Consider the following 26891-nt stretch of genomic DNA (forward strand, 5'->3'; position numbering starts at 1 on the left):
AGCCGATTATGAAATGCTAACTCATTGTTTTCAGTTACTCTTCATCATTGCGGTATAAACGATAACTCACTTGTCCAGCAGTTTTTTCTTTTAGTAATGTCCAATGATCTGGTATTAAAACCTGATTGTTTTCACTTTCCATTTCAATATAAATTAAAGCATCCTTGGCTAACCAATGATCATTAAGTCGGTTGATAACTTGTTCGGCTAACCCTTTCCTAAAGGGCGGGTCGATAAAAATAATGTCAAATTTTCCCCTTGGTTTAGCGGCTAAATAATTTAAAACATTGGTTTGATGAATGTCGATATTATCGGCATTCAGTAAGGCTTTATTCTGTTGCAATTGTTTCGCGGCATTTTTGTCAAGTTCGATTAAAGTGACTTGCTTGGCCCCTCTAGATAGGGCTTCAAACCCTAAACTTCCTGCCCCAGCAAAACAATCTAAACAATGACTTTGCTGAATGTAAGGCATTAACCAGTTAAAAACTGTTTCTTTTACTCTATCCGTTGTTGGTCGTAAACCCTCTGACATTAGCACAGGAAGTTTTCTTCCACGATGCTTGCCCGCAATTATGCGAATATTACCGGTAGCTTTGGCTTTTTGAGAGCCTTTTGAAGCATGATTTCTTGTTTTGCGCATAAGTTGAGCTACTTTAGTTTTTTGTCAGCAGTTTAGGTGTTATTATCCAATTTTATCCTTGTTTAACGCGTTATGACTACAACTATTCATAATGCAGAGAAAGAAATAATCGTATGTCGAAAAAGAAAGGTATGTTTTCTTGGTTAGGCCTTGGTGGTCAAAAAGAAGAATCGACCGGAGCGTTGGTTGAAGAAACAAGCCAAGAACATGAGCAAGACTCCGTTGAAAATAATTCTGAAGATCAATTAGAAACTATTGAAAAACAACAGGATGCCGTTGATGCATCATGTCCAAAGGTTGAAGATAGCCTGCCAGAGCCAGAGCCAGAGCCAGAGCCAGAGCCAGAGCCAGAGCCAGAGCCAGAGCCAGAGCCAGAGCCAGAGCCCAAAACTGGCTTCTTTGCACGATTAAAGCAAGGTTTATCTAAAACCCGACAAAATTTAGGCGGTGGAGTCTTTGATTTATTTCGGGGTAAAAAAATTGATGATGAGCTTTTCGAAGAATTAGAAACGCATTTGTTACTTGCCGATGTTGGTGTTGAAACCACAACTAAAATTATTAACTCGTTAACTGACTCGGCTTCTCGTCGACAGTTAAAAGATGCTGAATCGTTATATGAGCTTTTAAAAGTTGAATTACAAAAAATCATCGAGCCGGTGAGTCAACCACTTGAAATTCCTGAAGGCGAAGGCCCTTTTGTTATTCTAATGGTTGGGGTAAATGGCGTTGGTAAAACAACCACGATAGGTAAATTAGCCAAACAATTTCAAGCACAAGGCAAGTCTGTGATGTTAGCTGCTGGAGATACTTTCAGAGCCGCTGCGGTAGAACAATTGCAAGTATGGGGAGAGCGAAATGATATTCCAGTTATTGCCCAACATACTGGTGCTGATAGTGCCTCAGTGATTTTTGATGCCATTAGTGCCGCCAAAGCACGAAAAGCTGATGTATTAATAGCGGATACCGCTGGACGCTTACAAAATAAAAATCATCTGATGGAAGAGCTCAAAAAAGTAGTACGAGTGATGAAGAAATTAGATGAGCATGCACCACATGAAGTTATGTTAACCATAGATGCCGGAACAGGGCAAAACGCCTTAAGTCAGACACAATTATTTGATGAAGCGGTTGGCTTAACGGGATTAACGTTAACAAAATTGGATGGAACCGCGAAAGGCGGTGTCGTTTTTGCCGTAGCAGATAAATACAAAATGCCCATTCGTTATTTAGGGGTTGGTGAAGGTATTGATGACTTAAGACCATTTAATGGCACAGATTTTATCGATGCATTATTTGTTGATAATAATGCGCAAGCTGCCCCTTTAGGCAATAAAACATAAGAACTTAATTAATGATCCGTTTTAATCACGTCAATAAAACTTATCCTGGTGGCTTTATCGCGCTAAATAATGTCAGCTTTAGTTTAGCTGCTGGAGAAATGGCATTTTTAACGGGGCATTCTGGCGCGGGTAAAAGTACGTTATTAAAATTGATGAGTTTGATGGAAAAACCTACTAGCGGTCAGGTTATCATTAATGACGTCGATTTATCGACGGTGACTTATCAACAAATTCCTTATGTAAGACGTGGCATTGGAATGATTTTTCAAAACCATAACTTGCTGATGGACCGTACTGTGTTTGATAACGTTGCGCTACCGTTAATTATTGAAGGTTACAGTCATAAAGAAACCAAGAAACGAGTGGATGCAGCTTTAGATAAAGTCCATTTATCGGCTAAATCGCGTTGTTTTCCAAATATGCTTTCTGGTGGCGAACAACAGCGAGTCGGTATTGCGCGTGCTTTGGTCAACAAGCCTCCTATTTTATTAGCAGATGAACCTACGGGGAATCTCGACCCTAAACTCTCTCTTGATATCATAAAATTATTCGAAGAATTCAACGACATGGGTGTAGCAGTCTTGATTGCTACTCATGATTTAGGGCTAATTGCTCGATTAAAATATCGCACTTTAACGCTCAAACAAGGTTCTATGATTAATGATGGTTTGCTTGAAGGTTTAAGAGGAGAATAAAGTGACGAAGTTTACTGCGGGTAATTTTTCACAACATCAATCTGATAAACCTAATATCATTGCGAAAATTGCTGCTCGATTTATTCGTCATTTACAACAAAGTATTGGTAGTTTAGGTGATTTATGGCGTACACCTTTCACTTCAGTAATGACAGTCTTGGTTCTCGGGATAAGTTTAACCTTACCTGCGACGTTGCACTTGTTTGTAAAAAATGCCAAAGCTATTTCACAGCAGTGGGATTCTGCTTCAGAAATTAGTTTATTTTTAAAGCTATCGGTTGATGATAAAGCGGCAAAAAACCTTGTCCAGCGTATCAATTTATATCCTGAAGTGGCGGAAGTGAAATATATTTCAGCAGACAGTGCACTAAAAGAATTTAAAGAATTATCAGGTTTTGGTGATGCGCTTGAGTATTTATCATCAAACCCTTTACCTGCCACTATCCTGGTGACGCCAACTCAACGCGCCAGTAAAACTCAAGCGGCACGAGAACTCCTTCAAAAGTTATCAAATGAACGAGAAGTGGAGCAAGGTAAGTTAGATTTAGAATGGTTAACGAGATTAGAAGCAATTACCCAACTCATTGAAGATATTGTTACCGGTATTGCGATATTACTGTGTTTATCGGTGGTTTTAATTATTGGTAACACCATACGTTTGGCAATTTTAAATCAAAAAGACGCCATTGCCGTGATGAAACTTGTTGGCGCAACCGATAGCTTTATTCAACGCCCTTTTTTATACTCAGGCGTTTGGTATGGTGTGCTAGGTGGTGTTGTCGCGGTTATATGTGTTGCGGTTTTAGCGCAATACTTTACGGGCGCATTGCTCAATCTTACGGATTTATACCAAAGTGATTTTCAATTAATTGGACTAGATGCTTTTGAAATGTTTATTTTAATTTCTTTTGCGGTATTACTCGGGCTAACAGGCAGTTATATTTCCGTTAGAAAACATATTCGAGCCATAGAGCCAACGGCAGATTAATTTGAGAATCTAGTTTATTGATCAGATAACATACCATCTGCCCACGCAAGCGACTCTTGGTAAGTTTCAAAACAATAGTCTGTTGTTAAATCTATTTTGTTTGTTAGTGCTTCACATTCTTGCCAACATCCTTTTTCAATCAGTTTAGCTAACGTTAAATAATCATTTAAGTAATTGTCTTCATTACGTAATGCTGATTTAATCTCTGGGTGAATAGGCAAGGCATTTAATACATATTCCAAATCATGGTCTAAAACGCCATCAATTAAAGACAGTATTCCGGTGAGAAAAGCCTTGGGTGGGTTTTCTTCATCTAACTTAGTTTGCGAAATAAGTTCACAAAATTTTGCCCGAATTAATGACAAGCGCATGATTTCATCACACTTCCCAGCATTTAAATCGGATAAAGCTAACAAGGTGATAAATTTCTTTAATTCAAGTTCACCGATATAAATAAGTGCGTGTCTTAAAGAGGTGATTTCTTGATTATTGCCATAGGTAGGGCTATTGATAAAACGCAATAATTTATAGGTTAAGCCAGGATCCAAGCTGAAAATATCCCCGATCACTTCATTATCTAATTCAGCTTTGCTCGCTTGACCGATAAGGTCTAATATATTTTGTTTAGTGGTAGTGATTTTGCGTTGTTTTAACATTTCTGGTTTGGCAAAAAAATACCCTTGAAACAAAGTAAATCCTAACATTTTTAGTTTTTCATATTGTTCTAACGTTTCAACTTTTTCCGCAAGTAATGTCACGTTAGTATCAGGAAGTCTGCGAATAAATTTACTTATTTCTAATAAAGAAAAAACTAAAACGTCTACTTTAATAATGTCAATATAGGGTAATAAAACATCCCATTTCGGATCAAAATCAAAGTCATCTAATGCTAAGGTATAACCTTTTTCTTTAAGTTGTTTTACTGCTTCGACAAGTTTGTTGGAAATTTCGAGGTCTTCTAAAATTTCAATGACAACTTTTTTAGGATCGAGAAAGTTTGGAAAGCGACGTATAAGGGTAATAGCATGAAAATTAATATAGGCAGGTAAGTCACCTGTAACTTGTTCTACCCCTAAGGTTAAATGGTTATTAGTAAGAATATTTGATGTGGCTAAATTGGGATCAATATTTGGGAAACTATTGCTTTTGCCATCACGAAATAATAGCTCATAAGCGATAACATTCTTGTTAATATCTAAAATAGGCTGTCTAGCTATGTAAGAATACAAAATAACACCTCAATACATTAAAATTTAATAAATATGTAATTTTAGTAGTCAACATCTTGTAATTTCTTTAAAAATCTATTTTATTTTACAAATTTACACACATTATTTTTCGTATCTATGAAAGCATTTATTGTATCGTCCTGTCTAGTACGTTATGTTGATTGCAGTAAATACTCGATCAGAGAAAAGCTTCGTGTTATTATCGCGAGCTAGGTAAAGAAAAGGGTTTAAATAAATGAGTGATAATATTCAAAGTATGGCGCTAACGGTTCCACAAAGCGGCAGTATTGAATCATATATGCAATCTGCTTATAGCATTCCTATGCTAACAGCTGAGCGTGAACATGATCTTGCAACTCGTTTATATGCAGAAAATGATCTACAAGCGGCGCAAGAATTAATTATGTCGCATTTACGCTTTGTTATCCATGTCGCTAAAGGTTATGCAGGTTATGGCTTACCACAAGCTGATTTAATCCAAGAAGGTAATGTCGGCTTGATGAAAGCCGTTAAACGTTTTAATCCTGAAGTCGGTGTGCGACTTGTTTCATTTGCTGTTCATTGGATTAAAGCTGAAATTCATGAATTTGTTTTGAAAAACTGGCGTATTGTTAAAGTTGCAACGACCAAAGCGCAACGTAAATTATTTTTTAATTTACGAAAAAATAAAAAGCGTTTAGGTTGGTTTAGTAACGATGAAATCTCTAATGTTGCAGAAACACTCGGTGTAAGTGAAAAAGATGTGTTAGAGATGGAATCTCGTATGACTAGCCAAGATCAAGCGTTTGAGTTGTCTTCTGACGATGATGATAGTGCCATGGGATCGGGTAATTTTTCTCCTGCTCAGTATTTAGAAGATAAACAATCTGATCTAGCGACTGAAGTAGAAGATCAAAACTGGGAAGATCATGCGAACAAACGGTTAATGAACGCATTAATTACCCTTGATGATCGTAGTCAAGATATCGTGAAAACACGTTGGTTAAATGACGAAAAAAGCACATTGCAAGAGTTAGCCGATAAATATGAAATATCTGCAGAACGTGTACGCCAATTAGAAAAAAATGCGTTAAATAAGTTAAAAGCTGGCATGGCCGCTTAAACTAATAAATGTATCGATAAAAGCCGACAAATATGTCGGCTTTTTTATAGAAAAAATAAAATAGCGTATTATTAGACCAAATTTACACTAGCAAAGTAATCATATTTTGGTAGACTAATCGCTCAATAAAAATACTAATAATAATTAAATGGGTTAGCCTTAATGGAAGTAAAGGCGAAAAACGATATTCAAGCTGCGCGCCAACTACCTAAGCTAAAATCGTTACTAAAAAAATATCGTCAAATAAAAACGATGCAATCGGGATTACTGCAATTGTCTGAACTGGCAAGTACAGTGACGGATATGGCATCTTTTTATCGTGCTCTTGAATCAGTGATTAAAATGCTTTTAGTGACTGATAGCTTTCATATTGTTTTGTTAAATAGATCTCGCCAACTTTCCCTTGCTTATAGCCATAATTCGAAAGAAGAACAATTACTCGCGCACTTTGACATTAACCACTGGCAACATACACTTACCGGGTTAGTGTTTGAAGAGAGTGAATCTTTTCATTGCAGTTCAGCAGAAAGAATGGCACTGGTACGTACTGAAAAAATAGCCTTTCATGGTTCACCCTGTGTTGATTGGTTAGGTGTACCATTAAAGCGTGGATATCAAACGATTGGCGTAATCGCACTACAGAGTTACGATAAAAAGTTATTTTTTGATGACCGAGATTGCCAATTATTAGAATTTATTGCCGAACATTTAGTCACAGCGATTGATCGGGTACGAAGTCGAGAGTTACTTGAAAAAAACATTCGTCAACGAACACAAAAACTAACCGCTACCAATGTAAAATTACAACAAGAAATTGCTGAACGCCAAAAAGCCGTTAAAATGCATAAAGCTTTATTGGCGATATCTGAGCTTTCTTCATCAACTAAAGATATCAATAGTTTTTATGAAATATTGCATGGTGAGGTGAATAGCTTTTTACCAGCAAAAAACTTATATATTGCATTAATCTCTGATGATGATACAGAGTTATCTTTTCCTTATTATCAAGATGAAAAAGTCTCCAGCCCCCAGCCAAGAAAATTTGCCAATGGATTAACTGAGTTGGCGATTAAAACCGGCTTACCGTTATTAATTGTTGATGAGAATGTTTATATATTATCGGCGCAAGGCAAAGTCACTAAACAAAAATTCTCATTAAATTACCCCGCTAAACAATTACCTAAGGCGTGGTTAGGCGCACCACTTATTGAAAATGGTAAAATTATTGGTGTATTAGCCATTCAACATTATCAAGACGAGCATGCGTATCAATATTGTGATTTAGAATTAATTCGATTTGTTAGCCAACATATTGCTTCGGCAATTATTAGGAAAAAAGCTCAGGAAGCGGTGCAGCAAAGTCATGAACAATTAGAAAAAATAGTCAATCAGCGTACACAAGAGTTACAGGCAACGAACCTTAATTTACGTATGCAAATTGAAGAACGACAAAAAGCTGAAAAGCAATTATATTTTGAAGCGAATCATGATGCGTTAACCAAATTACCCAATCGGGCCATGTTCTCAGATCGATTAGCTTATGCGTTAAGTCATTTAAAACGTCATCCAAAAAATCGCTCTGCGGTATTGTTTATCGATTTAGATAGATTCAAAGTAATCAATGACACTTTAGGGCATCATGCCGGTGATGAGTTTTTGATTGAAATTGCCGCTCGCTTAAGCGACTGTGTTAGGGATAACGACATATTAGCCAGATTAGGTGGCGATGAATTTGTTATTTTATTAGATTCATTGCAGTCTCAAGACGATGTGGAAGAAGTAGCCTCTCGAATCATTAGCGCTATTGAAAAACCGTTTGAATTAGACGGTCATACCTTGTACTCAAATGCCAGCATAGGGATTGCCTTATGTGGTCAGCAATATAATGATTCTAATGAGATTTTGCGTGATGCTGACGCCGCTATGTATCAAGCTAAAAGTTTGGGGCGTGGTCGTTATGTTTTCTTTGATGAAAGCATGCGTGAGCAACTTATTGCCAGTATGACACTTGAACAAGAATTACGTATCGCGATAAAAGAAAAGCAATTTGAGTTACATTATCAACAAATTTCTGATCTTGAATTTTCAAACACAATTGGCTTTGAAGCCTTATTACGTTGGCAACATCCCTCAAAAGGCTTATTAACGCCGAGTGAATTTCTGTTTATGGCGGAAGAAACAGGGATGATTCTTGATATTGAAACTTGGGTAATCGAAGAAGTTTGTTTACAGCTTAAGAGTTGGCAAACGAGTGAAGACTACCAACATGCATTTATAGGCATTAATTTATCTGGTAGACATCTGACACAAGCAAATCAACTTGCGCACTTAATCGACTTAATTAAAGTCAATACGGTTGAACCTGAACGGTTAATCTTAGAGTTTAATGAGTCAGCATTTAGCCAACATGCAGAACTAGCGCTAAAAGGATTAAGAAAGTTAAAAGAGTTTGGTGTGAAACTAGCCTTAGATGATTATGGGGCCGGTTTATCATCATTGAACTTTTTACATAGTTATCCTTTTGAATTTATTAAGTTAGATCGCAGTTTTATTCGCTCATTAAACTCCAATACTGACAATATATCTTTAGTGAAAGCGCTCCATGAATTAGGTAGTAAGTTTGGCTATCGATTAGTGGCAGAAGGGATAGAATCACAAGATATGTTAGATAAGCTGCAAAAAGTGGGGTGTGAATTTGGCCAAGGTTATCATATCAGTCGCCCAGAAAAGATAGCTAAATCGCCAGAAATCAATCAAGACTTACCGAAAGCGAGAGCATAACGGGATAATAAACTAGTTATCCTTTATAAAAAAAGCCTTCAACCCTTAAAGCTAATCCTGGTGTGGTGGTATAATTTTCTTGTTCAGACCATTCCAAAAAAGGTTCAACTTCAAAATATAACCAGCTTTTTATTGCGTTAAAGCGATAACGATAACTTAAAGTATAGTTATCAATTAAAAAGCCATTTTCGCCATTACGTTCACCTTCTACTTTTAATCCAAGGATAGTTGCAGCATTTTGTTCTAATTGAGTTAATTTATAAAAACTATGCTTCCATCGGATACCACTAAAAGCTTCTGAGCCTCGAATGCTATAATTAACCCTTAATTGCGATTGCGGATTAAGTTGGTAATCGTATTCAAGAAAAAGCTTAGCACCTAACCCATCATCAATAAAATAATATAAAGACGGTTCAAACCTAAAGCTATGGGTGTTATCCCAAGTGTAACGTCGTTTATGGCGTGCTTTAACAAAGATATCGCCACCAGAAATTCCGATTCGAGACTCGAGTAAGCGATTTTTATCTTTTTTATGGGTAAACCTTACCGCGGCCGCAAAGTTTTCTTCGTTACCTTCTTGATGTGCTTTAGGAGAGTCTAATGGCAGGTTACTTTGATCAAGCTCGTCATCATCCGATAAAATTAAATCGATCTTATCTTTAAAATGGGGCAGTTTCACTTTGATACGAAACCGTGTGTCTATTTCACTCCAATCTCGAGCTTTAGGCTCCCAACCGATACGTATTCTGGCATTTGTTCTAGGGGTTGCTTGTTCTGTGTTCTCATCAAGAAAAAATTTATCAAACCAAACAGCTGATTGATAAACAGAATTAGAAATGGATTGATGTAAACTTTCCATCCAAAGGTAATCTTCATTGCTGTGGGAACTGTTGGTGTTTTTTTGTAATGAGTGACTCTTCTCGTTTTGTTGTTTTGAAATCTTGGTATCAGATGTGCTCACTTGTTCGTGCGCTTGTGCGTAAGTATTGCTTACCATAAAGCAAGCAACTATCAATGAAAAACCGATATTAGAAAAATTAAAAAGTAACTTTTGTTGCAAAGTTTGTTTTACCTCATATTTTACTTGGCTAAATGGTGCTTTTTTTTCAATTAACTTTATAATGGATTCACTTGAATTATAGGAGTTTTTTTTATGGGTGGTATAAGTATTTGGCAATTAGTGATAATTGCCGTCATTGTGGTTTTATTATTCGGTACTAAAAAATTACGAAACTTAGGCTCAGACCTTGGTACAGCAGTTAAAGGCTTTAAAAAGTCAGTAACAGATGACGAAAATACGTCAGAAAAGAATGAGGCCTTAGCGGATAGCTCTAATAGCGAAGCGAAAGTTGAAGCAGAAGCTAAAGATAAAGAAAAAGTATAACTGATGTTTGATATTGGTTTTTGGGAATTGTTGCTAATTTCTATTATTGGTTTAGTGGTTTTAGGACCAGAGCGATTACCTGTGGCAATTCGTACGGTGCGCGGTTGGATCAGTGGCGTAAAAAGTTTTAGTAACAATGTCAAAACAGAATTAACGGAAGAGCTACGTATTCAGGAACTTCATGCAAATTTAAAAAAAGCGGAAGATGCGAATTTACAAAATTTGTCGCCTGAAGTGGCTGAGTCTTTAAAAACGTTACAAGAAGCCGCAGAATCCGTGAATCATCCTTATAAAAAAGACACGGTTATTGAGAATAAAACTGAGTCTAGCAGCAATAAAGAAAACGAAAATTAATGAGCTCATCCACAAAGCAATACACATTATTTGATCATCTGTTAGAGTTGCGATCTCGATTACTAAAAGCAGTGTTAGCTGTTTTAATCGTGTTTTGTTCGATGATTTATTTTGCCAATGATATATATGAGTATGTATCAAAGCCACTTATTGCCACTATGCCTGAAGGTGGACAAATGATTGCGACGGATGTTGCCTCGTCGTTCTTTGCACCGTTCAAATTAACCATTGTTTTAGCAATATTTATTGCTATGCCATATATCTTGTATCAAGTTTGGTCATTTATTGCTCCGGGTTTGTACCGCAATGAAAAAAGATTAGTCGGTCCCTTGATGTTTGGCAGCAGTTTTCTGTTTTATGGCGGCATTTCATTTGCTTATTATGTGGTTTTTCCAATCGTTTTTGCTTTCTTTACCTCAGTTGCTCCGGAAGGGGTGAATATTGCTACGGATATTAGTAGCTATCTCGATTTTGTCTTAAAGTTATTTTTTGCTTTTGGCGTGGCATTTGAAATTCCAATCGTGATTATTTTATTATGCTGGACTGGTTTTACCACACCACAAAGTTTACGACTGAAAAGACCGTATGTAGTTGTGGGAGCTTTTGTTATTGGTATGTTGTTGACGCCGCCAGATATTATTTCGCAAACATTATTAGCGGTACCTATGCTGTTATTGTTTGAAGTTGGCGTGCTTATTTCAGCCATTTATTATAAAGAGAGTGAAGACGAAGAGCACTCCGAGGAAGTTGAAAATGAATCTAAATAAACTGGTTACTTTTGTTGTTGTTTGCTTGGCTATCAGTCATGTACAGGCTGATCCTATAACAGATATACAAAAATGTGCTGGCATTAAAGATAGCCTCAAAAGGTTAGTTTGTTATGACACCCTGGCTAAATCATTAAAAAGTAGCCGTACAACCAAGCCACCAGTTGCGGTGAGAGTAACTGAACCGAAAAAGCATCCGTCTGATCTTGTTGCTGCGCGCCCTAGCCAAACTAAACCTATGGTTGTAAAACAATCGAAAGAAGCAAACAAAGTTGATGACTTTGGTGGAGAGCATTTAAAGAAAGCGAAAGAAAGTATCGACGAAGTATTTTTTACGGTGAAGTCTGTAAAAAAAGTGCTGCACAATAAACTCGTTATCACGTTTGAAAATGGACAAGTGTGGTATCAGACCGATGATAATTTCTTAAAGGTTTTACCTGGGGATCGTGTGAAATTATCTAAAGGGATGCTTGGGGTTATATATTTAAAAACAGAGAAGCAAAAAAGAAGAATTAAAGTTAAACGCAGAAAATAGTGAACTTATTTTGATAGATATAGGTGTTAACTTAACTAGCACACGCTTTGACAAAGACAGGTCAGCGGTAATTGAGCGAGCTAAATTAGCGAATATCAACGGGCTTTTAGTGACCGGGACAAATGTTACTGAAAGTCAGAAGGCTTTGTCTTTTTGTCATGAACATTCGCCATTTTTAGCTTGTACCGCTGGCGTTCATCCTCATGATGCCGATCAAGTTGAAGATAACTTTATTGAGCAATTGCGTGAGTTAGCTAAACATCATTATGTTAAGGCAATAGGCGAATGCGGGTTAGACTTTAACCGCAACTTTTCAACACCAAAAAACCAACAACAGGTTTTTGCGCAACAAGTGACGCTTGCTAGTGAAATTAACCTACCGCTTTTTTTACATCAACGAGACGCTTTTCAGCCATGGTTTGAAATCCTAAAACCATATATAGGTAAAATTCCTGCAATGGTGAGCCATTGTTTTACTGGAGACTTATCACAACTAAAACAATGTTTAGATGCTGATATGTATATTGGCATAACAGGGTGGCTATGTGATGAACGTCGAGGTCAGATACTAAGAGAGATTGTGAAATATATTCCACTCGAACGTTTGTTGATTGAAACTGATGCTCCATATCTTATGCCTCGAAGTATTCGTCCTAAGCCGAAAAGCAGTCGAAATGAACCCAGTTATTTACCTTATGTGGTCGCTGCGTTAGCAGAGTTGACGCCTTACTCTGCTTCAGAAATTATGCATAGTACTTATCAAAATGCTCAACACGTTTTTGCGTGGCAAATACAATGAATACTTTAGCGCGATATTTTATTGATAGTATTGCTTTGGGCGGAATTTTCACGCTTGCCATTGTGCTATTTAGTATTTTTTGTGTGAATAAATCTAAAACTTATGGTTATTTGTCGGGCTATTTTTTACTGACATCCCTCTCACTTTCAGCCATACAGAAGGTGCACTTTTTTTCTTCCATTGAAATGAGTGGCAATTTCACAACATTGACGCTGTTATTATTGTTTTCCATCCCTTTTTTATTGATGTTTTTACAGCTTTTTTTAACGCTAAATTTAAAAAATTATCCGGTAAAGTATTTAAATATCTTAGTGGTTTTACTGTGCGTATTAACCACATTTGCACCAATAGAACGCGTTTATTTATTGACTCATATCGCCTTATTTTTAACTTTATTTATTTTGCTAACGGTAAATTATATCTTAGTAAAACAAAAGCATGACTTAGTGCCCTACTTCACTGCACTTTCTGCTATTTATCTTATCAGTGTTAAAAGCAATATCATTTTATTTGGCTGGCACTCGTTTAATGGTGAAATTTTCAGTGCATGTTATTGGTTACTAGCACTGATGTTTTTGTATGTATTAAATCGACAGGCAGCATTATCAAGAGCAGAAATGACCGCCGCAAAGGCAGAAGCTGTCGCCGAATCTGAACAGTATCAAGCTGCCTATCAAAAATTGTTAGTGCAACAAGAAGCAGACCAAGAATTATTAGAGTCTCGTGTTCAAGAGCACACTCTTGAGTTAAATATTGCCTTACAAGAGCTCGAAGAAGTGAATCGAGAACTCAAAGAAAAAAATACGCTAGATGAATTGACCGGTTTATATAACCGTCGTTTCTATGATCAAAAAATATTAGCTGAATTTAGACGAAGTCGACGTAATTTAACCCCACTGAGCCTTGTAGTGGTTGATATTGACCATTTTAAAAAAATCAATGACAACTATGGACACTCTGCAGGTGATAAATGCTTGATAAAATTGGGTCAATTAATTAAGCAAGTTTTGCGTCGTAGTAGTGATATTGGTTGTCGATATGGTGGGGAAGAGTTTTGTCTTATTTTACCCGAAACTAACACAGATGGCGCGGTAGCTTTTGCGCAAGAATTAAGAGAATTAGTGTTTTCGACACCATTTGATTTTGATAGTCAGTCGATAAACTTAACGATTAGCTGTGGTGTTTGTACTTATCAACAGCAAAAAGATATTGCCCCTATCGATATATTTGACGGTGCTGACAAAGCTTTATATCAAGCGAAAGCTGATGGCCGTAATCAAGTGCAAGTAAAAGAAATTGTTGCGACAACCTCTCGCTCGCAATCAGGAGAAAATGATGAATAATGAGTTTGGTCAGTTCCCGGCGCGTCGTATGCGTAGAATGCGTCGTGATGACTTTTCAAGGCGTCTAATGGCAGAGCATCAATTAACGGTAAATGACCTGATTTATCCGGTGTTTGTGCTTGAAGGAGAAAATCAGCGAGAAACAATACAATCAATGCCTGGTGTCGAACGAAAAAGTATTGACCTGCTTCTTGAAGAAGCACAAGAGCTGGTTGATTTAGGCATCCCTGCTATCGCTATTTTTCCAGTTACCCCTAATGATAAAAAATCGTTAATGGCGGAAGAAGCTTATAATCCTGATGGCTTAGCACAAAGAACCGTGCGGGCAATAAAAGCAAAATTCCCTACATTAGGCGTCATTACTGATGTTGCTTTAGATCCGTTCACGACACATGGTCAAGATGGGATTTTGGGCACAAGCGACAATGGATTAAACGGTGTTGATGAAGGATATGTTTTAAATGATATCACTAAAGATGTGTTAGTTAAGCAAGCGGTTTCTCATGCTCAGGCAGGCGCTGATATTGTGGCTCCTTCAGATATGATGGACGGTCGAGTTGGTGCTATTCGAAAAGCACTAGAGGCACATGGCTTTGTGAATACTCGCATCTTAGCGTATTCAGCAAAGTACGCTTCTAATTATTATGGCCCATTTAGAGATGCGGTTGGCTCTGCTGGAAATATTAAAGGAGGCAATAAGCACTCATATCAAATGGATCCTGCAAACAGTAATGAAGCCTTACATGAAATAGCGCAAGATATTGCTGAAGGGGCTGATATGGTTATGGTGAAACCTGGAATGCCCTATTTAGATATTGTCCGTCGGGTAAAAGATAATTTTCAAGTGCCTACGTATGCTTATCAAGTCAGTGGTGAATATGCGATGCATATGGCTGCTATTCAAAACGGTTGGTTGGCAGAAAAACCTTGTGTCATGGAAGGCTTATTAGCGTTCAAACGAGCTGGTGCAGACGGAATTCTTACTTACTTTGCCAAACAAGTTGCGCGTTGGATACACGAAGACACTCAGTAAACATAGCAAAGCGTGGTTCATCGAAATAAATAACTGTCTTAATGCGCTGATTGTTCTTTGTACTTTAAGACTTTTCACGTGAAATGATTTAAGCGGCAGAGACTCTTTATCGTCTATTGATTTGTTATTTTCGCGGCAATCTCTTTGCCGCCTCGCTTGATAACTTTCTAAAATATTCTAAGTTAAACATCAGCTTCACTGATTAAATCACCATTCACCGTGTATTTTAAACATTCCAGCAGAATAGGTAAGCGCCGACTGTTAATTTATGTTAAATTTTTGTTATATACATGATGAGAATCAATGCATACTTATCAACTACCTTTCAAGAACGTAATACGGAGTATTATATGAAGTCGTTATTGACGATTATTGCTTTGATTGTGCTGTGCATTAGTCAGCCAATACAAGCAGTAACCCAAGCTGAGGATGTCAAAACATTTACCTTAAACAATGGAATGAAAATTATGGTATTAGAAGATCATTCTATTCCTAATGCCAATATGTATCTGTTTTGGAAAGTGGGTTCGAGAAATGAATACCCTGGTATTACAGGCTTGTCACACTTCTTTGAACATATGATGTTTAACGGCGCTAAAAAATATGGTCCTAAATTATTTGATCGTACTATGGAGGCTGCCGGTGGAAGCAATAATGCTTACACCACTGAAAACTTAACGGTATATACGAATTGGTTTCCTGTGTCTGCCATTGAAACTATTTTTGATTTAGAAGCTGATCGCATCGCCAATTTAGCCATAGATGCAAAAATGGTAGAAAGTGAACGTGGTGTGGTAACTTCGGAACGTAGTACAGGCCTTGAAAATTCAAATTATCGTAGTATTTCTGTTGAAGTTAAAAATGCTGCTTTTCGCGCTCACCCTTATAGTTGGTCTGTTATTGGTCATCAATCAGACATCGATAATTGGAGCCTAGCAGATTTAAAGCAATACCATAAAACTTATTATGCACCAAACAACGCCGTAGTTGTTATTTCTGGTGATGTAACGGTTGAACAAGTAAAGCGATTAGCAAAACAATACTTTGAGCCTATTCCTGCTCAACCAGCGCCTAGAAAAGTCCATACTGTAGAGCCCGAGCAAAAAGGTGAAAGACGGGTTTATTTACAAAAAAAATCGGTCACAACACCGAATATCTTAATGGCTTATCATGTCCCTGAAACTCAACATCAAGACTTTTACGCGCTCGAAATTTTAAATGATATTTTAACAACAGGTGATAGTGCTCGTTTGCAAAAAGCATTGGTGAATGAACAGCAAGTTGCCAGTTCAGTTTTTAGTTATCAACCTGAGTCGATTGACCCTAACCTATTTTATATTTATGCCGTAGCAGCAAAAGATGTGAGTGCACAACAATTAGAAAAAAGTATTATTGCTGAAATAAATAGCATAATTAAAGCAGGTATTTCCGAGCAAGAGTTACAAAAAGTTAAAAACACTAAGCTGGTGAATTTTTATCGTCAAATGGCAACCATTAACGGTAAAGCTAATACCATTGGTAGCTATGAAATTTATTTTGGTGATTATAAAAAGCTATTCACTGCTCCACAAGAATATAGCAAAGTCACGTTAGCAGACGTACAAAGAGTGGCTAAAACATATTTGAAAAAAGCCAATAGAACAGTTGGTGTATTATCTTCACAAGAGGACAGCAATGATGCGGATCTTTAATTATTTATTCTTGCTGAGTATTACGGTTTTTAGTGCAGTTAGTCTGGCAAAGTATACTTTACCCACCTATGAAAAATTGAAATTAAACAATGGCTTAGTGATTTATTTAATGGAGCAGAAAGAAGTTCCATTAATTGATATTAGTGTTGTGGTAAAAGTAGGAGCCATTGAAGATGGAAAACGCGCGGGCTTAAATTACTTTACCGCCAGAAATCTTACTTTGGGCACACAATCGTTAAATAAAAGTGAGCTAGATGAAACGATCGATTTTGTCGGAGCTGACATTTTTAGTAGTGCAAATTTAGAGTTTGTCACTCTTGGTGCTTCCCTTGCAAGCAAAGATCAACAAAAAATCTTACCTATAGTTCGCGATCTGGTCACCGCTCCTCGTTTCGATAAAAGTGAGTTTGACAAAATAAAGCAACGACATATTTTAAACTTACAGCAAAGTAAAGAACGCCCTGGTGCGGTGATTAATCACTATTTCAACCAGCTTGTTTTTGGTGAACAAGGCTATGGCTCTGTCGTACAAGGCGATAGCCAATCTATTGAAAAACTGACATTGGAACAGTTAAAACAACATTATCAACAATGGTATCAGCCGAGTAATAGTGCCGTGATTGTTGTGGGTGACTTTGACCGTCAGCAAATGAAAAAACAACTGAAGTCTTTGTTTGCAAGTTGGAAAAATACTCAACAAGTTACAGCCACCCAAATTGCCAAAGTGGCAAAGGCATCGCAGTCAAAAGTATTGTTGGTAAATAAACCTGACGCTCGCCAATCGACGTTTTTAATAGGCGGCAAAGGGATTGCGCAAAGCAATCCGGATCGGGTTGGTATTTCAGTGATAAACACTATTTTAGGCGCTCGATTTACTTCATGGCTCAACGATGAATTACGGGTGAATGCAGGTTTAACCTATGGCGCTAGAAGTCGTTTTAATTCATACAGTCAAGACGGTAGCTTTGCGATATCAACTTTTACTAAAACTGATACTACGGTTGAGGCCATTGATTTAGCATTGCAAACTTATGCTAGGTTGTGGGAAAAAGGTATTGATAATGATACTTTAAACTCAGCAAAAGCGTACGTAAAAGGTCAATTTCCACCGCAATTTGAAACCTCTAGTGAGCTTGCCTCGTTACTGGTAAATATGTATGGCTATCAGTTTGATGAAAGCTTTATTAATACCTTTGAACAACAAGTTGACTCGCTAACTACTGAAAAGAGCAAGCAACTGATTCAGCAATATTTTCCACAGGAAAACCTACAATTTGTTGTTATTGGCCAAGCAGATGCTATACGAGATAAATTGACTAAATATGGTGAAATAGTTGAAGTGAACATTAATGATATTGGTTTTAATACTAAATAACATAAAATTGAATAAAAAATTAAAAGGAGAAGTCTGTTGAAAAAGTGGAGCATTGCTTTAGTCATTGCTTGTTTAGGCGCTTGTGAACAAGCGAGCACGCCTATCCAGGAAAATATATTGCCGTCAGGAGTTAAATTTATTGAAGAAGTCAAAGCACAGTCAGGTAAAACGGTTATTCCATATAAAAAATATACCTTAGACAATGGCTTGACGGTAATTTTGCATCAAGATAATTCCGATCCATTAGTGCATGTTGACATGACTTACCACGTTGGCTCAGGACGTGAAGAAATAGGAAAGTCGGGATTTGCTCACTTTTTTGAACACATGATGTTTCAAGGCTCCGAAAATGTTGAAGATGAACAACATTTTAAATTAGTCACGGAAGCTGGCGGTACCATGAATGGTACGACGAACAGCGATAGAACTAATTATTTCCAAACCGTACCGGCAAATCAGTTTGAAAAAATGCTATGGCTTGAAGCCGATAGAATGGGTTTTTTAGTTGATGCGGTGACACAAGAGAAATTTGAAGTACAACGTGAAACCGTAAAGAATGAACGTGGTCAACGGGTTGATAATCGCCCATACGGACGATTGAATGAACGTGTCTCTGAAGCACTTTACCCTGCTGGTCATCCATATTCATGGCCAGTGATAGGCTATATGGAAGACCTTAATCGCGTAAACGTAAATGACTTAAAAGCCTTTTTCTTAAAATGGTATGGCCCAAACAATGCGACGTTAACCATAGGTGGCGATATTGATGAACAAGAAGCGCTAAGCTTAGTGAATAAGTATTTCGGCACGATTCCGCGTGGTCCTGAGGTTGCAATGCCTGAAAAACCGACCGTGACAGTAGCAGAAGATCGCTATATTTCGATGGAAGATAATGTTCACTTACCTCTGATATATATGTCTTATCCAACCGTGTCTATTCGTCACGAAGATGAAGCGCCATTGGATGTTCTTTCTAGTATTTTAGGAGGTGGTAAAACTTCTTTGTTTTATAAGAATTTAGTTAAAAATCAATTGGCTGTTCAAGCTTCTGTAAGTCACCCTTGTGCAGAATTAGCCTGTACCTTTAATTTATTTGCTTTACCTCATCCGGCATCGGGAAAGACGCTTGCTGATATTGAAAAAGTGATCCGAGATACTCTTGTAGAGTTTGAAGAACGTGGTGTTGAAGATGATGATTTAACAAAAGTTAAAGCAAGTATGGAAGCAAGCTATGTCTTTGGCCTACAGAGTGTAGCAGGAAAAGTCAGTACATTAGCTTCTAACGAAACCTTTAAAGGTAATCCAAATTATATTGCTCAAGATATTGCGCGTTACGCAAATGTCACTAAAGCCGATGTGATGCGAGTGTTTAAACAATACATCAAAGGTCAACACGGTGTCATTATGAGCGTTATTCCAAAAGGTAAAACGGAATTAATTGCTGCAGAAGATAATTTTACCCCGCCATTAAGAAGTGCAGGCGTATTATCTAAGACATCTTCTGAAGAGCTTGTCATTCGTAAAGCAAAAGACAACTTTGATCGTAGTGTAATTCCAACATCTGGGGCGAATAAAGCGGTTGAAGTACCAAAAATGTGGCAAAAAACACTGGCCAATGGCATTAAAGTCTTAGGTACACAAAGCATTGAAACGCCTACTACTACATTATTATTGAAAATACCTGCTGGTCATTACTATTCGGATAAAGAAAAAGCCGGGGTTGTTTCATTGCTCGCAAGTGCGTTGAATGAGTCGACGACGGAACGTAGTGCCGAAGAAATGAGTAATGCCTTACAAAAGCTGGGTAGCTCAGTAAGTATTTCAGCTGGTAATCAATACTTGAATGTTAACGTGAGCACGTTAACTAAAAATTTAGACGCTACTTTGCTTTTAGTAAATGAAAAACTATTAAAGCCAGCGTTTATCGAGTCTGAATTTGCCCGTAATAAAAGTAATGCTATTCAAGGAATTATTAATAATAAAAAAGATGCAGGCTATTTAGCATCAACAGCTTATCGTCAATTGTTACAAGCTGACAATATCGCCTCTATATCTAGTCAAGGTAGCGAAGAGAGCATTAAAAGCATTTCTCTGGATGATATAAAAGCCTTTTACCAACAGCAGGTAAAACCATTTGATAGCCAGCTTATTGTTGTATCAGACTTGCAAGAAAAAGCCTTATCAAAATCCCTTGATGTATTTAGTGCTTGGCAAGGAAAAGGCGAAAAGCTATCACTGGTGTTAGCTGAACCTGATACCCAAACAGGCGTTATTTATTTGGTTAATAAGGATGAAGCGGCACAATCAGCTATTCGCATCGGTAAACGCTCAATTACACAAGACATTACCGGAGAGTATTATAAATCTTACTTGATGAATTTTGCCTTAGGCGGCGCGTTTAATAGCCGAATAAATTTAAACTTGCGTGAAGATAAAGGCTACACCTACGGAGCTCGTTCTTATTTTAGTGCTGATAAATTTTCGGGTAACTACACGGCTTCTGCGGAAGTGCGTGCCGATGCTACAGATAAATCTATCGTGGAATTTGTAAAAGAAATACAGGCATATCATGACAACGGCATTACCGATGAAGAGTTAAGCTTTATGCGAAATGCTATTAATCAAAAAGATGCCTTAAAATATGAAACGCCACGCGCTAAATTAGGCTTTTTGGCGCAAATTTTAGAGCATGATTTAACCGCCGATTTTGTTAAACAACGCGCGAATATCGTAGAGACTATCACAAAAGAAGAAATCAACGCGTTAGCGAAAAAACACTTAAATATTGCGGATATGTTTATGGTGGTCGTGGGAGATGCCAAAACATTAAAACCGCAGCTTGAAGCGCTAGGTTATCAAGTGGTTAATTATGATATTTAAATAACGAGTATTGTTAGAGATTATCGCTTTAAAGTCTCGAACAACTTAGAAATTAGTTTGCAGGGTTAATCACCAGTGGATTAACCCTTTTTTACACGCCGATTTATGCCCAAGGCAAATGAAATTCTATTTCTTTTAGTAACTTATTTGCATCAACTGGCTTTGTTAAATAACACGCGCCACCCAATTTTTTAGCTGTTATTTGATCGTGTGGACAATCTGAACTTGAAATAAAAATAATCGGTATGTCTGCTCTGCTGCTTGAATTTTTGATACGTTTACAACATTCAAAACCATCCATGTTTGGCATATTTATATCGAGTAAAATCAAACTTGGTTTAAATGTGGTGAGTAACTTTAAGGCTTCTGGACCACTGTTAGCAACGAGCACTTGATGGTTCAAATCACTGATCATTTTAGCAATGATTCGCGTATTTATGGTGCTGTCATCGACGATTAAAATGCTCGTTTCTAATGACTCTGCCATGTTTTTCTATCTCATAAATTAGTATTTTAATTAATACTAGATAGATACTGATCACTTGTAAAGATTTTATAACTAAGTCGAAGGGTAGGTTTTTGACGGGCTTTTTTAAATATAACTTATTGATAAAAAAGGTAAAGCCTTGTCAGTAAGGCTTTACCAATGAGCTAGGGATATTTAATACTTAGCGGCTTTAGATTTGCTCGGTAAAGTATTTTTCATAAATGCACGAATGTCATTATTTGACGTTTTTAAATCTTCATGACGTAGATACATCATGTGACCACTTTCATAACCTTTAAATGATAAGCGGTCTTTCATTTTTCCACTTGGATCTAGCTGCCACATGGTATATTTCGCATCAAAATAATTAGTTGCGCCATCAAAATAACCGGATTGGATCATAACGTTTAAATAAGGGTTTGACGCCATAGCTAAACGAAGGTTTTCACCCGTATTATTTTTAGAACGATCCCATGGATGAACATTACCAAACATGTTGTATTTGATATCTGTTTTATAGTTAAGCTCTTCACGTAAATAGTAATTTATCGCTGGCGTAAAGCTGTGTAACCAAGACGTTAATTCTGCATTATAGTCAGGTCTAGCGCCGACGGCTTTTTTGTCGATACCTAAATATCGCGAATCTAAACGGCCAATTGTTTGTTCACGATCGCGTAATAACTCTTTCCAAAAATAAGCATTACTGATGTCTAAATTACTACGTAAAACTTCTTGCTTAGATAGACCTGAATATTGCGCAACTTGATCGGCAATCGTTTGCTTTTCTAGCTCACTAATAAATGCGCCTTTAGCAAGGGCCGGTAGGTATTGATTAATCGTAAAAGCTTCAACTTCCGGCAATAGCTCTAATAAAGACTTACTTTGTAAGTTGCTGTTTAACGCTTTATGGTACCAGGCTGCTGCGGCAAAATAAGGTAAGCGATTTGCTGCTTTAACTGGGCCTTCACGTTTAATACCGATATCGGTCGGTGAAACTAATATCACACCATTTACATACATCCATTGGCGTGATTGCAATTCTAGCGCTAAACCTGAAACACGCGTGGTACCGTAACTTTCACCAATTAAATACTTAGGTGAACGCCAGCGATCATGACGAGAAACAAAGGTGGTGATCCAATCAGCTAAATATTTTATGTCAGCATTTACCCCGAAAAACATTTTCTTTTGCTGTTCTTTTGATGGCATCTTGCCGTCTTTATCGGGTAATACACGTGAATAACCAGTATTCACTGGGTTTACAAAGACAATATCAGCGACATCTAATACAGAATAAGGGTTTGTTTTTACACCATAAGGCTGTAATGGGTAACCTTCGTCATCCACATTCAAAGTTCTAGGGCCGGTATAAGCCACGTGCATCCAAACCGAAGCAGAGCCTGGACCACCATTAAACGAAATTAATAATGGCCTTGAACTGTCATCTTTTACATCACTTCGTTGATAGTATGTATAAAATAAACTGGCGGTTGGATGACCTTCATCATCCCATACTGGTTGGGTGCCAGTAGTGGCAGTGTAGCTAATTTTTTTACCATTAATCTTGGTTGTGTGTTTTGTTTGGTTTTTTGTGTCTACTTCCAACTTACGCATATTGTCAGCGAAAGCAAAAGAAGTAAGACAAGTCATAAGGAGAGTGAATTGAATGAATTTTTTCATGATCATTTATAACCCTTTGTTTTTAAGTTCTTGGCTTATTTTTAGATATAACAAGCATAGGGTATAAACTTATTACTGTCAGAGTTTTTCCGTTGAATACCGTTAAATTTGCGTTGGTTGTCTAACTTACTCATTGATGATTTTAATAAAGACTAAGATCAAGTCTGTACCGGATAAAGTCATCTTATCGGGATGGTTTAGTTGCAGTAAATCGCCTTGGTGTACTCTTTGTGGATCAGTACGATTTTTTTGAATACTAATGTCGCTAGTTAGACTAAAAGCGAACACTAGACCATTAAAGTTAATTGTTTGGTGTGTAGGACGGGGATACGTCTCTACTCTAGTGTCACACGCTGATTTTGATGTAATGATATTAAAGTCTTTGATTGCACCATTTTGTAGAGTCCCTAACGTTTTACAGCCGCCATCAAACGTTGCAAAATCTAATAGCTTAGTCAACGTGTCGGTTTTATTTTCGTTATGTGTTAATGAAAGGCTGTCACCTTCAATTAACACTAAATTTCGCATATACCCTGAAAAGTCAGAAAATATGCCATCTTCAGCAACCGTAGCGATACTTAATCGCCATTGAAAATTGTCTAAGGTACCTGTTGGATTAATCGCGAGTTCAGTGGTAATTCCTTTACCATTTTTCCAAGGGATCGCTTTAAATGATTGCGCAGAAATAATGTTTATCATGAGGAGGTATAGCAAGTAACAAATAATCTAAGACTAGTGTCCTTGAGAATGCTATTTATAGCAACGATTTAATCGTCGCTAAGTTTAAGCCACATAAAAATATTGGTTAACAGGTGCTTAATTTTGCAGATAAGCGTGTTAGATTATATTTAGGGTTATCAGGTAAGTACGTAGTATCTAAGGCATTCATCACTGGATTGTTGGCACATACTTTTCGTAATTTTAATTGCGTTTGCAGAAGGAGAAATCTAGCTTGATTTGCTTTAACATGATCTCCAGCTTTTACTGAATTAGCGATGGCGGCAATAAAACTTTTTTCAGCTTGATCAACTTGCAGCAATTTAAGTTGAACTTCGGCTAAGTTAAATAAAACTACTGCTATTTGTTGTTTGTTATCAAAAAGATAGACCCACTTTTTTGTTTCTTGCCAATGCCTTAGAGCATTTTTATAATTGCCCAATCGGTTTGCAGCATGCCCTAAATTACCATGTAGCTCTACCATAAAACGTGTGTCAGGGCTGTTCGGGTATTTGTTAGCTAAGCTTAATAATAAGTCATACGCTTCTTGATATTCATTCAGTTGAAGTTGCAAATTAGCAAACTGTACTAGTCGTAATGGTGACGGATAAACTTCGTTCATTTGTGCTAATAGAGACTTTGCTAAAAAATAACTTTTTTTAGCGGCTTCTTTTTCATTTCGGTGCCAGGCTGTTTTAGCAAAAAAAATAGCATTAGTGACTTGAAATGGTAAGGGCAGGTTCGGTTTGTTTAACCATTTCTTAGTTTCTTGATATAGCTCATCTCCCCTTTGAAGGTTAAAGAGAGCTTCCATCTTATATTGTAAAATTTCAAAATATATTCGACTATTTTGCGGAGCTGACAACAGGGCTTCATCCACGTGTTGTAAACACGCAAAAGGCGAGGTTAAACAGATATCTGCAATGACAGGTAAGCTTAATTTAGTCGGAACTTTTTTCTGTGGGTGAGCACTTGCAACAAATATCGCTAAACCCTGCAAAAGCATGAAAAAAGCTATTTGTTTGTGATTTATCTTGTGAGCCATTTCTATAGCGTTGTCTGCAGTAATTTTTGAGGTTAACTTATAGTAAACAAGTGACTGACTATTACAATGAAATTCACCCACTTATCTTGCTTTATAGCGTAATTTATAACGGGTTAACAAATATTCAACAAAGAAAATCATCTCATTAACATGTCATGATTCTCTTTATCGAATACCTGATAAAATAACTGCTACTTTTGAATGGATGAACCTAAAATATTTTGACTACTGATATAAAAGTTAGCGTCAACGACTAAGCTTGGGTTGCTTTCTTTTAACGTTACCGTCGTCCATTGCGTCGTTGGTGATAACCAATGTATTTTATCGTTAATTTTCACTTTCACGGGCATATCAAATCCTTCAATGGCATTGCCCCAGCGTAATTTCATCTGGTTATCTTTAATAAAATATTCAAACGTTGGTATGCGGGTATCACGTAAATATTGATCAAAGACTTTTGAAAAATCTTTTGCGGATTTTTGGTTAATATATTGTTCAATATCCTTGCTGTTAACCGTTTGATGATAAAAATCTTTATTTAAGCCCCGAAGAATACTACGCCAGATATCGTCGTCATCGATGATTTGACGAATCATATGTAGCATGTTGCCACCTTTGTCATACATGTCACTTGAGCCTCGTTGATGAACATTATATTGGCCGATTATTGGCGTTTGATTCGCAATGTTCAGTCGTTGCCCTCGGGTATATTGAGACGCAGTTTCTGGTCCAAAATGATATTCCAAAAATAAACTCTCAGAATAATTAGTGAAGCTCTCATGAATCCACAAATCTGCAATATCATTATGGGTAATATTATTGGCGAACCATTCATGGCCAGCTTCATGAACAATTATAAAGTCAAATAACATTCCTGCTCCAGTGCTACTGCGATCACGCCCTAAGTAGCCATTTTGATAACCGTTGCCATAAGTCACTGAGCTTTGGTGTTCCATACCTAAATAAGGTGCTTCAACCAACTTAAAGCTATCTTCATAAAAAGGATAAGGTCCAAACCAATATTCGAAGGCTTCAATGGTTCGTTTTGCTTCTTTAAATTGTTTTTTTGCTTTGGCTAAATTGTGTCGTAATACCCAATAATCCATATCAAGCTGGCCTTTTTCACCTTGGTACTTTTCGCCAAAATGAACATAGTCACCAATATTAATATTGATACCATAATTGTTGATAGGGTTGACCACTTTCCAGTGATAGGTTTTTGTTTTTGCTTGTTTATTATGATCTGTTTTGATTAATCGACCGTTAGAAACATTGACTAAATGCTCGGGAACTTCGACACTAATTGTGACGCCATTGTCGGGTTCATCATAAGCATGATCTTTATTTGGCCACCAAATACTTGCGCCGATTCCTTGGTTGCTTGAAGCGATAAAGTCGGTACCCTTCTCATCTTTACTCCATGTAATGCCACCATCCCAAGGAGCTCGGATAGCAACTTGCGGCTTACCTGAAAAATATAAGGTAAGTTGATGTTCTGAGCCAATATCGTGTTGCTCGATGACTGAAATGAAATAGCTGTAGCCGTCTTGTTGAACAGCTAGTGCTTTTCCTGATTGCATAACTTTATCGAGCTTCATGGGGGCTTGTAATTCAATTTGCAAACGTTGTTGTTCCGCCAAAACTCGATATTTTATGGTGTTTGTCCCTGAAATGGTTTTGGTTTTAGGCTCGACATGAATGTCTAAATGGTAATGACTTACGTCCCACCATGCACGTTCAGGGGTAATTGAACCTCTTAAGATATCTTGCCGATTGACCGAAGGATTGTCATTAACCACCTCGGCAGCTAAAGAAGTTGAAATGGTAAACAAAGCAATTAAGCTCCAATTTATCATCATCGTAGCGATAGTTTTCATTATTTTACTCATGATAAAAAACGTATGTTATACAATATACACTGAATGTTGAGTTTATTACACTGTTAAAATTAATCAACAAAATAGTAACAGTGTAAGGAAGGGTTGTTAATGCTTCCCCACCGATATTGAATAGTGAGGAAGGTTTT

The 26891-nt window shown here is 37.2% G+C and carries 23 protein-coding genes; 15 read left to right on the plus strand and 8 right to left on the minus strand.

Features of this window, described 5'->3' with window-relative positions:
• Nucleotides 1-34: 34 nt before the first annotated feature.
• Nucleotides 35-640 carry a 16S rRNA (guanine(966)-N(2))-methyltransferase RsmD gene (gene rsmD, locus RM573_RS12355; RefSeq protein ID WP_311582384.1) on the minus strand — a complete coding sequence of 202 codons (606 nt, stop codon included), beginning with the start codon at nucleotides 638-640 and terminating at the stop codon, nucleotides 35-37.
• Between the two features lie 113 nt (nucleotides 641-753).
• Between rsmD and ftsY the strand changes: the two genes are divergently transcribed.
• Genes ftsY through ftsX form a run of 3 tightly spaced genes read left to right on the plus strand, consistent with a single transcriptional unit; the run spans nucleotide 754 to nucleotide 3663 of the window.
• Nucleotides 754-1980: a signal recognition particle-docking protein FtsY gene (gene ftsY, locus RM573_RS12360; RefSeq protein WP_311582388.1), complete on the plus strand. Its 1227-nt coding sequence runs from the start codon at nucleotides 754-756 to the stop codon at nucleotides 1978-1980.
• A gap of 11 nt (nucleotides 1981-1991) precedes the next feature.
• On the plus strand, nucleotides 1992-2675 hold the full coding sequence (gene ftsE, locus RM573_RS12365; RefSeq protein ID WP_311582391.1) for a cell division ATP-binding protein FtsE: 684 nt from the start codon (nucleotides 1992-1994) through the stop codon (nucleotides 2673-2675).
• Between the two features lies 1 nt (nucleotide 2676).
• Nucleotides 2677-3663, plus strand: coding sequence for a permease-like cell division protein FtsX (gene ftsX / locus RM573_RS12370; RefSeq protein WP_311582395.1), 987 nt, complete (start codon nucleotides 2677-2679; stop codon nucleotides 3661-3663).
• Nucleotides 3664-3677: 14 nt separating this feature from the next.
• On the opposite strand, the gene RM573_RS12375 is transcribed toward ftsX, so the two are convergent.
• The gene (locus RM573_RS12375; protein WP_311582400.1) at nucleotides 3678-4892 is read right to left on the minus strand and encodes an EAL and HDOD domain-containing protein; all 1215 of its coding nucleotides are present in this window, start codon (nucleotides 4890-4892) and stop codon (nucleotides 3678-3680) included.
• A 235-nt stretch (nucleotides 4893-5127) separates the two neighbouring features.
• Here RM573_RS12375 and rpoH point away from each other — a divergent pair, with 235 nt between their 5' ends.
• The gene (rpoH, locus tag RM573_RS12380) at nucleotides 5128-5994 is read left to right on the plus strand and encodes an RNA polymerase sigma factor RpoH (protein WP_311582403.1); all 867 of its coding nucleotides are present in this window, start codon (nucleotides 5128-5130) and stop codon (nucleotides 5992-5994) included.
• 162 nt (nucleotides 5995-6156) lie between these two features.
• A complete protein-coding gene (locus tag RM573_RS12385; protein WP_311582406.1) occupies nucleotides 6157-8775 on the plus strand; it encodes a bifunctional diguanylate cyclase/phosphodiesterase in 2619 nt (872 codons plus the stop codon).
• 16 nt (nucleotides 8776-8791) lie between these two features.
• On the opposite strand, the gene RM573_RS12390 is transcribed toward RM573_RS12385, so the two are convergent.
• Entirely contained in the window at nucleotides 8792-9835 is a 1044-nt protein-coding gene (locus RM573_RS12390) for a hypothetical protein (protein ID WP_311582411.1), read from the minus strand.
• A 93-nt stretch (nucleotides 9836-9928) separates the two neighbouring features.
• On the opposite strand from RM573_RS12390, the gene tatA reads away from it, so the two are divergent.
• The 10 genes from tatA to RM573_RS12440 all read left to right on the plus strand — a co-directional run bounded on the left by tatA (nucleotide 9929) and on the right by RM573_RS12440 (nucleotide 20936).
• The gene (gene tatA, locus RM573_RS12395; RefSeq protein ID WP_311582414.1) at nucleotides 9929-10159 is read left to right on the plus strand and encodes a Sec-independent protein translocase subunit TatA; all 231 of its coding nucleotides are present in this window, start codon (nucleotides 9929-9931) and stop codon (nucleotides 10157-10159) included.
• 3 nt (nucleotides 10160-10162) lie between these two features.
• Entirely contained in the window at nucleotides 10163-10513 is a 351-nt protein-coding gene (gene tatB / locus RM573_RS12400) for a Sec-independent protein translocase protein TatB (RefSeq protein ID WP_311582417.1), read from the plus strand.
• Entirely contained in the window at nucleotides 10513-11280 is a 768-nt protein-coding gene (gene tatC, locus RM573_RS12405) for a twin-arginine translocase subunit TatC (RefSeq protein WP_311582420.1), read from the plus strand. The genes tatB and tatC overlap by 1 nt, the downstream gene beginning before the upstream one ends.
• The gene (locus RM573_RS12410; RefSeq protein WP_311582423.1) at nucleotides 11267-11815 is read left to right on the plus strand and encodes a hypothetical protein; all 549 of its coding nucleotides are present in this window, start codon (nucleotides 11267-11269) and stop codon (nucleotides 11813-11815) included. Before tatC ends, RM573_RS12410 begins: the two co-directional genes overlap by 14 nt.
• Nucleotides 11816-11825: 10 nt before the next feature.
• Entirely contained in the window at nucleotides 11826-12614 is a 789-nt protein-coding gene (locus RM573_RS12415) for a TatD family hydrolase (protein WP_311582426.1), read from the plus strand.
• The gene (locus RM573_RS12420) at nucleotides 12611-13957 is read left to right on the plus strand and encodes a GGDEF domain-containing protein (protein WP_311582429.1); all 1347 of its coding nucleotides are present in this window, start codon (nucleotides 12611-12613) and stop codon (nucleotides 13955-13957) included. The genes RM573_RS12415 and RM573_RS12420 overlap by 4 nt, the downstream gene beginning before the upstream one ends.
• Nucleotides 13950-14990, plus strand: coding sequence for a porphobilinogen synthase (gene hemB, locus RM573_RS12425; protein WP_311582433.1), 1041 nt, complete (start codon nucleotides 13950-13952; stop codon nucleotides 14988-14990). The genes RM573_RS12420 and hemB overlap by 8 nt, the downstream gene beginning before the upstream one ends.
• A 350-nt stretch (nucleotides 14991-15340) precedes the next feature.
• A complete protein-coding gene (locus RM573_RS12430) occupies nucleotides 15341-16681 on the plus strand; it encodes a M16 family metallopeptidase (protein ID WP_311582436.1) in 1341 nt (446 codons plus the stop codon).
• Nucleotides 16665-18056 (plus strand): M16 family metallopeptidase, encoded by a 1392-nt coding sequence (locus tag RM573_RS12435; protein WP_311582439.1) that lies wholly within the window; start codon nucleotides 16665-16667, stop codon nucleotides 18054-18056. The genes RM573_RS12430 and RM573_RS12435 overlap by 17 nt, the downstream gene beginning before the upstream one ends.
• Before the next feature lie 36 nt (nucleotides 18057-18092).
• Nucleotides 18093-20936, plus strand: a complete 2844-nt coding sequence (locus RM573_RS12440; RefSeq protein ID WP_311582443.1) for a M16 family metallopeptidase — start codon at nucleotides 18093-18095, stop codon at nucleotides 20934-20936.
• A gap of 103 nt (nucleotides 20937-21039) precedes the next feature.
• Here RM573_RS12440 and RM573_RS12445 read toward each other — a convergent pair whose 3' ends face one another.
• The 5 genes from RM573_RS12445 to RM573_RS12465 all read right to left on the minus strand — a co-directional run bounded on the left by RM573_RS12445 (nucleotide 21040) and on the right by RM573_RS12465 (nucleotide 26742).
• A complete protein-coding gene (locus RM573_RS12445) occupies nucleotides 21040-21423 on the minus strand; it encodes a response regulator (protein WP_311582445.1) in 384 nt (127 codons plus the stop codon).
• Between the two features lie 174 nt (nucleotides 21424-21597).
• Nucleotides 21598-23109, minus strand: a complete 1512-nt coding sequence (locus RM573_RS12450; RefSeq protein ID WP_311582448.1) for a S10 family peptidase — start codon at nucleotides 23107-23109, stop codon at nucleotides 21598-21600.
• Nucleotides 23110-23229: 120 nt separating this feature from the next.
• Nucleotides 23230-23802 (minus strand): HutD/Ves family protein, encoded by a 573-nt coding sequence (locus RM573_RS12455; RefSeq protein WP_311582451.1) that lies wholly within the window; start codon nucleotides 23800-23802, stop codon nucleotides 23230-23232.
• 106 nt (nucleotides 23803-23908) lie between these two features.
• Nucleotides 23909-24946, minus strand: a complete 1038-nt coding sequence (locus RM573_RS12460) for a tetratricopeptide repeat protein (protein ID WP_311582454.1) — start codon at nucleotides 24944-24946, stop codon at nucleotides 23909-23911.
• 110 nt (nucleotides 24947-25056) lie between these two features.
• Nucleotides 25057-26742, minus strand: a complete 1686-nt coding sequence (locus RM573_RS12465; protein ID WP_311582457.1) for a M1 family metallopeptidase — start codon at nucleotides 26740-26742, stop codon at nucleotides 25057-25059.
• Between the last annotated feature and the right edge of the window lie 149 nt (nucleotides 26743-26891).

This window comes from Thalassotalea castellviae (assembly GCF_031846185.1).
GTDB lineage: Bacteria > Pseudomonadota > Gammaproteobacteria > Enterobacterales > Alteromonadaceae > Thalassotalea_H > Thalassotalea_H castellviae.